At 71.7% G+C, this 6,589-nt stretch carries 9 protein-coding genes and 1 tRNA gene; 6 read left to right on the top strand and 4 right to left on the bottom strand.

Annotated elements, in window-relative coordinates; translation table 11 throughout:
• Positions 1–174 precede the first annotated feature (174 nt).
• Together O4U47_RS30850 and O4U47_RS30855 are read right to left on the bottom strand one after the other, a co-directional pair.
• Positions 175–402 carry a hypothetical protein gene (locus O4U47_RS30850; RefSeq protein ID WP_270681531.1) on the bottom strand — a complete coding sequence of 76 codons (228 nt, stop codon included), beginning with the start codon at positions 400–402 and terminating at the stop codon, positions 175–177.
• Between the two features lie 64 nt (positions 403–466).
• Positions 467–697, bottom strand: a complete 231-nt coding sequence (locus O4U47_RS30855) for a hypothetical protein (RefSeq protein ID WP_270681532.1) — start codon at positions 695–697, stop codon at positions 467–469.
• An 859-nt stretch (positions 698–1,556) separates the two neighbouring features.
• Here O4U47_RS30855 and O4U47_RS30860 point away from each other — a divergent pair.
• Together O4U47_RS30860 and O4U47_RS30865 are read left to right on the top strand one after the other, a co-directional pair.
• The gene (locus O4U47_RS30860; protein WP_270681533.1) at positions 1,557–1,760 is read left to right on the top strand and encodes a cold-shock protein; all 204 of its coding nucleotides are present in this window, start codon (positions 1,557–1,559) and stop codon (positions 1,758–1,760) included.
• A 239-nt stretch (positions 1,761–1,999) separates the two neighbouring features.
• A complete protein-coding gene (locus O4U47_RS30865) occupies positions 2,000–3,502 on the top strand; it encodes a DEAD/DEAH box helicase (protein ID WP_270681534.1) in 1,503 nt (500 codons plus the stop codon).
• 70 nt (positions 3,503–3,572) lie between these two features.
• On the opposite strand, the gene O4U47_RS30870 is transcribed toward O4U47_RS30865, so the two are convergent.
• Positions 3,573–4,112 (bottom strand): DUF1707 domain-containing protein, encoded by a 540-nt coding sequence (locus O4U47_RS30870; protein WP_270681535.1) that lies wholly within the window; start codon positions 4,110–4,112, stop codon positions 3,573–3,575.
• A 294-nt stretch (positions 4,113–4,406) separates the two neighbouring features.
• Positions 4,407–4,474 (bottom strand) — tRNA-OTHER (locus O4U47_RS30875).
• A 259-nt stretch (positions 4,475–4,733) separates the two neighbouring features.
• On the opposite strand from O4U47_RS30875, the gene O4U47_RS30880 reads away from it, so the two are divergent.
• The 4 genes from O4U47_RS30880 to O4U47_RS30895 all read left to right on the top strand — a co-directional run bounded on the left by O4U47_RS30880 (position 4,734) and on the right by O4U47_RS30895 (position 6,150).
• Positions 4,734–4,961, top strand: a complete 228-nt coding sequence (locus O4U47_RS30880; protein WP_270681536.1) for a hypothetical protein — start codon at positions 4,734–4,736, stop codon at positions 4,959–4,961.
• Positions 4,961–5,365, top strand: coding sequence for a hypothetical protein (locus O4U47_RS30885; RefSeq protein ID WP_270681537.1), 405 nt, complete (start codon positions 4,961–4,963; stop codon positions 5,363–5,365). Before O4U47_RS30880 ends, O4U47_RS30885 begins: the two co-directional genes overlap by 1 nt.
• 246 nt (positions 5,366–5,611) lie before the next feature.
• Complete coding sequence (locus O4U47_RS30890) at positions 5,612–5,902, top strand: DUF6247 family protein (RefSeq protein WP_270681538.1); 291 nt, start codon at positions 5,612–5,614, stop codon at positions 5,900–5,902.
• A complete protein-coding gene (locus O4U47_RS30895; RefSeq protein WP_270681539.1) occupies positions 5,899–6,150 on the top strand; it encodes a hypothetical protein in 252 nt (83 codons plus the stop codon). The genes O4U47_RS30890 and O4U47_RS30895 overlap by 4 nt, the downstream gene beginning before the upstream one ends.
• The last annotated feature ends 439 nt before the right edge of the window (positions 6,151–6,589 follow it).

Raw genomic sequence — 6,589 nt, forward strand, 5'->3', positions numbered from 1 at the left:
GCGGCACCGAGCACGCCGACGTTGGCGTTGCAGACCTGCACGGGAACGACCTGCAGGTTCTGGTTGAAGGTCTGGTCGGTCGCCTGGGCGGGAGCGGCCATCATGAGCGCGCCCATCGCGGCACCGGCGACCAGGCCGGCGGCGGAGATCTTGCGGATCACGGGTCGGTCCTCCCTAGACGAGCGTGGAGATGGCGCCGTTGGTGCAGGCGCCGGTGGTCTGCGGCGAGACGACGGGCACGGCGGCACCGAGCACGCCGACGTTGGCGTTGCACACCTGCGCCGGGACGCCCTGCAGGTTGGAGTTGTACTCCTGGTCGGTGGCCTGGGCCGGAGCGGCCATCAGGAACGCGCCCATCGCGGCACCGGCGACCAGGCCGGCGGCGGAGATCTTGCGGATCATTCGGAATTCCCCTCTGGAAAGAACGTCTGGAATCGTCACCCGCCGTTCGACGGGCAGCGCCGCTCTAGCCGACGTTGGTCAGGATCGGGCCGTTGGTGCAGTCGCCCACGACGGTCTGCGGGGACAGGACCGGGACGGCCGCGCCCAGGACCCCGACGTTGGCGTTGCAGACCTGGACCGGGACCCCCTGCAGGTTGGAGTTGAAGTCCTGGTCGGTGGCCTGGGCCGGAGCGGCCATCAGGACGGCGCCCATGGCGGCACCGGCGAGCACGCCGGCGGCGGTCAGCTTCTTCATTGCGATTCCCCCGGAAGGTTCCTAAGGAGGCGGATAGATAAGGGCGCGCCGTGCGGACGCTCCCCCGCGGTGGACGTGAGTAATCATGGGACTACGCAGCGTATTTTGTCAACGCCGAAACGGCGCTTTCAAAATGTCCACTTCACCCTTGTTCGGCAATGGATCCCCAATGCACGGGAAATGCCCCGGCGGATTGCCGCGCCATTTCCGGCATTCCGGGTGCCCGCCCGGCGGGGCCGGGGCGCGGCGCGCAGGGAGGCGGAGGGGGCGGCGTGCCGGACCGGGCGGTCGGAACGTCCCAGCCCCAGGGGTCCAGGCGGCGCGCGGCGGGGTGCGGCCCGGCGCACGCGGGAGCACAGGGGGGACAGGCCCGCCCAGGGGCGTCTGACGGGTTTCGGTCATGCCCATATGCGGGGCCGATGCGGGGCGCCCCGGCGCGCACGGCGGCCGGGCGGAATCGGTCGCGGACCGGTCGGCGGGGCGGCCGGAGGCCGGCCGGGGCCCAGAGGAGGAGTCCGGGGAGCGGGGGAGGAGGGAGCGGAGGGGACGGGGCGTGCCGCGCGGGAGGCAGCGCGGTCGGACCGGCGGCCCCGAGCACGCCCGAGAGCGCGTCGAGCCTACCGAGACCGGCTCCGGGCGCGCAGCCGCTTTCGGCGGTCGGCACGGGAAGCGGGCCGCCCGCGCCCCGCCGCGGTGCCATGTGACACACCCGGCCATCAGGACAGATCGTTGCCCGTGTGTTAGCTTCGTCAGGAGTTGCAGTTGTGAGCCCCTGATGGAACGCCATCGGGAGATCACCGCAGTGACGGGAAAATCGCCGGCTGCGGTTTTCTTCACGTTCCGACAGAGAGGCACCCATATGGCGACCGGTACGGTCAAGTGGTTCAACAGCACCAAGGGCTTCGGCTTCATCGAGCAGGACGGCGGCGGCCCCGACGTCTTCGCCCACTACTCCAACATCCAGGCCACGGGCTACCGTGAGCTGGCCGAAGGCCAGAGCGTGCAGTTCGACGCGACCCAGGGCCCCAAGGGCCCCCAGGCCGAGAACATCACCCTGATCTAAGGGAGCCGCTGCTCCTTCGGGCGGTGGGAGCCCGCGCCACGGGTGCCGGCTCCACCGCTCTCCGCACCTCTTCCGGCCGGTCCTCCGCCGTCGGCCTCCGACCGCACCGGCCCCCCGCGCCCCGGAGACGTCCTCCGGGCGAGCGCGCGCAGATTCTCATTCATCCGGCGTCCCCGGTTCTCTCCTGCGAGGCCTGCAGGGCCTCCCGCCCGGCGAACGCCGTCGGCGAAAGGCCATACATGAGTCATCCGTACCGTCCCGGTACGACCCGCGACCGCCCCTCTCGGAGAGGCGGCCGTCGGCGCCCCCAGACCGGTGGGCGCCCCCAGGGCGGCGGTCGCCCCCAGAACGGCGGGCGCCCGCGCGGCGGCACCCCGTCCGGGGAGTTCGCCCTGCCCACCACCGTCACCCCGGCGCTCCCGCCCGCGGAGTCCTTCGACGCGCTGGACATGCCCGCGCCGCTGAAGCGGACGCTGGCACGGCAGGGCCTGACCACGCCCTCCGAGATCCAGGCGGCCACCCTGCCCAACGCCCTGGCCGGGCGCGACGTCCTGGGCCGCAGCCGGACCGGGTCGGGCAAGACGCTGGCCTTCGGGCTGGCGCTGCTCGCCGCCCTGGACGGGCGCACCGCCGAGCCGCGGCGTCCGCTGGCGGTCGTCCTGGCCCCCACCCGGGAGCTGGCCCAGCAGGTCGCCGACTCCCTGAACCCCTACGCGCGTTCGGTGGGGGTGCGCACGGCCACCGTCGTGGGCGGCATGCCCATCGGCCGCCAGGCGCGCACCCTGCAGCAGGGCGCCCACCTGGTCGTGGCCACCCCCGGACGGCTGCGCGACCTGATGGAGCGCGGCGACTGCGTGCTCGACCGGGTCGAGTCCGCGGTCCTGGACGAGGCCGACCAGATGACCGACATGGGCTTCATGCCGCAGGTCACCGCCATCCTGCAGGAGGTCCCGGCCGACGGGCGGCGCATGCTGTTCTCGGCCACGCTGGACCGCAACGTCGACACCCTGGTCCGCCGGTTCCTGAACGACCCGGTGGTCCACTCGGTCGACCTGTCCGAGGGCGCGGTCTCCACCATGGAGCACCACGTCGTGCACGTCTCCGCCGAGGACAAGAAGCACGTCGCCACCCGGATCGCCGCACGCGAGGGACGGGTGATCATGTTCCTCGACACCAAGCGCGCGGTGGACCGGATGGCCGAGCACCTGCTGGCCAACGGGGTGCTCGCCGCGCCCCTGCACGGCGGGCGCAGCCAGCCCCAGCGCACCCGCACCCTCGCGCAGTTCAAGCGGGGCGACGTGACGGCGCTGATCGCGACCGACGTGGCGGCCCGCGGCATCCACGTGGACGGCCTCGACCTGGTGGTCAACCTCGACCCGCCCACGGACCACAAGGACTACCTGCACCGGGGCGGGCGCACCGCCCGGGCCGGGGAGTCCGGCAGCGTGGTCACGCTGGTGCTGCCGGGGCAGCGCCGCGACGTCGGGCGGCTGATGGACCGGGCCCGCATCCGGCCGCGCACCCTGGCGGGCGGGGCCTCGGACCCGGCCCTGGCCGAGGTGACCGGGGCCCGTGAGCCGTCGGGCGTCCCGGTCACGGTGCGCTCGTCCGCCCCCGAGGAGCGGCGGGGCACCCCGAACCGGCGCGGCGGGTCCGACCGCCGGGGCGGGTCCGAGCGGCGCGGGAGCGGCGACCGCCCCGACGCCCCGCCCCGCCGAGGAGGCCGCGGCCGCCGCCGCTGACCCGAACGCATGAACGGAGCCCCCGCACCGCCGGATTCCACCGGCCGGTGCGGGGGCTCCGTCATTCGCGTCAGTGCCGGGTGTGGGCGTGGCGGGCGTACTGCCAGGGATCGGGCCGCGCGCCGCAGCCCAGGGCGCGGGCACCGCCTCGGCGGACCCGGGCATGGGTGCAGATCCCGTCGACCATGACACCGATCCCCCACCCGAGGGCGGGCCAGACGACCCAGGGGTACCAGGCGCCGGTGGTGACGCCGACCACGAGCCAGATCCCGACGAGCAGGGTCATGACGCCGATGTAGGCGCTGAGGTGGACGCGGAACCCGGTGGTGCCCGGTCGGCCCCGCTCCGGCCGCGCTGTGGGCCGCGCCGCGGAACGGGCGGCGGGGCCGGTGTCCAACCGGTCCACCGGGAGGTCCGCGACCACCGCGTCGAGCTCGCCCGCCGTACGCGCCGCCCACACGTCGTCGAGGCGCCCGTCCAATTCGTCGATGCCGATGTACCCGGCGGCCGCCGCGTCGCTGACGACCGCCGCCGTCCGCTCGCGTTCCCCGTCGCCGACCCGCAGGGACGGGCGGTCCGACCGCGGCGCGGCGGATGAGGTGGAGTCCATGGCGTCCCCCGATTGTCCATTGTGGACGGTCACTACCAGAATGAACCGTCCACAGTGGAGTGTCAAGCCTTGCGGAGGCCCGGGAAGGCGGCGGCAGGAGCGGGACGGGCGTTCGACTCGACGCCCCGCGAGCGGAGCACCGCCCGGAGGGGCGGGCGGCCGTGGGGGCACGGAACTTCACCCCGTATTCGCCGCGGACGGCCACCGACGGCCGGGCCCGGCCGTACAGGGCCGTACACGACGAAAACGCCCTCTGGCCAGCGCATGCGCTGGTCAGAGGGCGTTTTCTCTGGGTGGCAGGTGTAGGGTTCGAACCTACGTAGGCTGAGCCGGCGGTTTTACAGACCGTCGCGCAACCTGCCTTGACCTGCGGCGACGCCCTACTGCGGCGAACTTCACCACGTATTCGCCGCACGGCCCCGTCCGCGGATCGCGCCCCTCACGCGAGGGAGCGCGATCGACGGCGCCCTGCCCCCTCAAGCGCGCGCCAAACGCACACAGAGCCGCTCGGGGTCCGCTCACCCCTTCCGGGGTCGGGTGACCCTACCCCGTCGCTTCTGTGATCTTCTCAGGGCGCTCTGCCGCATGAGGGTCTGCAGCGAGACCGTTTACACTTCCCCCATGGACGCTCGCGAGGAACTCGGGCGGCGGCTGGAGGCCGGAGAGCTTTCCGAGGCGGCCGCAGAACGCGCATTGGCCGCGGCCGAGGACGTCGAGGCGCTGCTGAGCGCCGAGCAGTGGGGCGAAGCGGAGCGCGAGGAGACCCTCGCCTGGATCGACTCCTGGCAGGTCTCGGACGAGGCTCTGACGGACGCCTACCGGTCCTTCGGCATGGAACCGTCCTCCTGATGCCCCAGGGCCGCATTCTCGACCCCAGCGCCCTGCACGACTTCGCCCGCGGCCGCGAGTACGCCCGTGCCCGCGTGGCCGTCGCGCTGCGGTCGCCGGAGGCCCGCCTGTCGGTGCCGGCTGCCGCGCTCGGAGAAGCACTCGGCCGCCTGCCCCTGGCGGGCCGGGAGCAACTGCACCGGCTGTTGTCGCAGAACGGCGTGGTCCTGGACGAGCTGAACGCGGAGACCACCAGGCGGGTCGGGCAGCTGCTGGCGAACGCGCGCGCCCACACCCCAGACCTGGACCTGGTGACGGCTCACGTGGCCTTCGTCGCCCGGGTGCGACTGTGGCCGGTGTTGACCAGCAGCCCACAGACCCTGTTGCGCTTCGACGCGGCCCTGGACGTCGACACCCTGCCCTGAGCAACCACCCACCGCACAACAAGCTCAAGGAAGCTCCGGAGAACGCGAGGCGCGCCTGCCTCACACTCCAAACGCGCGTCAAACGCACATAGATCTACTCAAATCCCACTTTCCTCCCAGGGGGGCGGGTGGCAGCATCCCGTCGCCTCTACGGCCTTCTCAGAGCGCTCTGCGTGCTTGCGGACTTCGCTCGGTCCCACCAGACCACCCATGGCAGACTGAACAGCAGCGAGAAGGGGGACCCCGATGACCACCCAGCCCATCGAGCACCACGACCCCCACGACCCGGCCCGCATCCTCGACCTGCTGCCGACCGACCAGCGCGAGGTGTTCCTCCGCGAGTACCGGGCGGCCGCGGTCAGCGCCGCGCACGAGGTCTGGCGGTACCGCCACCTCCAGGAGCTGCTGAAGCACTGGAGCATGCGCGCCGCCATCTACAGCTCCGCCGGCCACGACGAGAGCCGCCGCCAGGCCGAGACCGGCCTCGGCGAATTCACGACGCTCGACGACCTCGTGGCCGACCGGCAGGACTCGTGAGCGGATACCGGGTCGACTTCACCGCAAAGGCGAGCAGCGAGACGGTCGGACTTCCGCCCCGCGCGTTCAAGGCACTGATCGAGGCCCTCGGAAGGGTCCGCCGGGATCCATGGGGAAGGACGTCCGAGCAGGGGTCGGGCGGAACTGCCTACCGCTGGGGCATGTTCGGAGAGGATGGAATGTTCCTCGCCTACATCGACGAGGACACGAGAATCGTCCGCGTCTACGGACTCACCTGGATCGAATAGCGGGACCGGTTGATCCGGACACTCCATTCGGGGTGCCGGTCTCGACTTTCCTCGACTGCGACAAAAGCGTATCCGGCGTGGGCGGAGTAGGGCTGAGATAGAGATGTCAGCGTCGTAGACCCCTATGAGCCGGCAGGTCAGGCAGGGTGTCAGGCTTGATTCCAAACCGAACCCGGAACCAAGGGCGTGAACCAACCCCGGGACCAACCCGGGAACCAAGGTCCGAACCAACACCCAAGCCGCGGGGCCTAGAGGTTTTCTAGCGTCTCTTCGTCAGGACTCCGAGTGGAGGACTGAGATAGAGATGTCGGCGCCACTGACCCCCATATATATCCAGGTCGCAGCGCCTGTCTCCTTCGATTCCGAGACACCCTCTAAGACACCCCCTAGTGTCCTGAGTCGTTAATTCGTGTGCAGTAGGCAGCGAGGGTTTCGATGA

The sequence above is a fragment of the Nocardiopsis suaedae genome (assembly GCF_027706745.1).
In the GTDB taxonomy this organism is placed as follows: Bacteria; Actinomycetota; Actinomycetes; order Streptosporangiales; family Streptosporangiaceae; genus Nocardiopsis_A; species Nocardiopsis_A suaedae.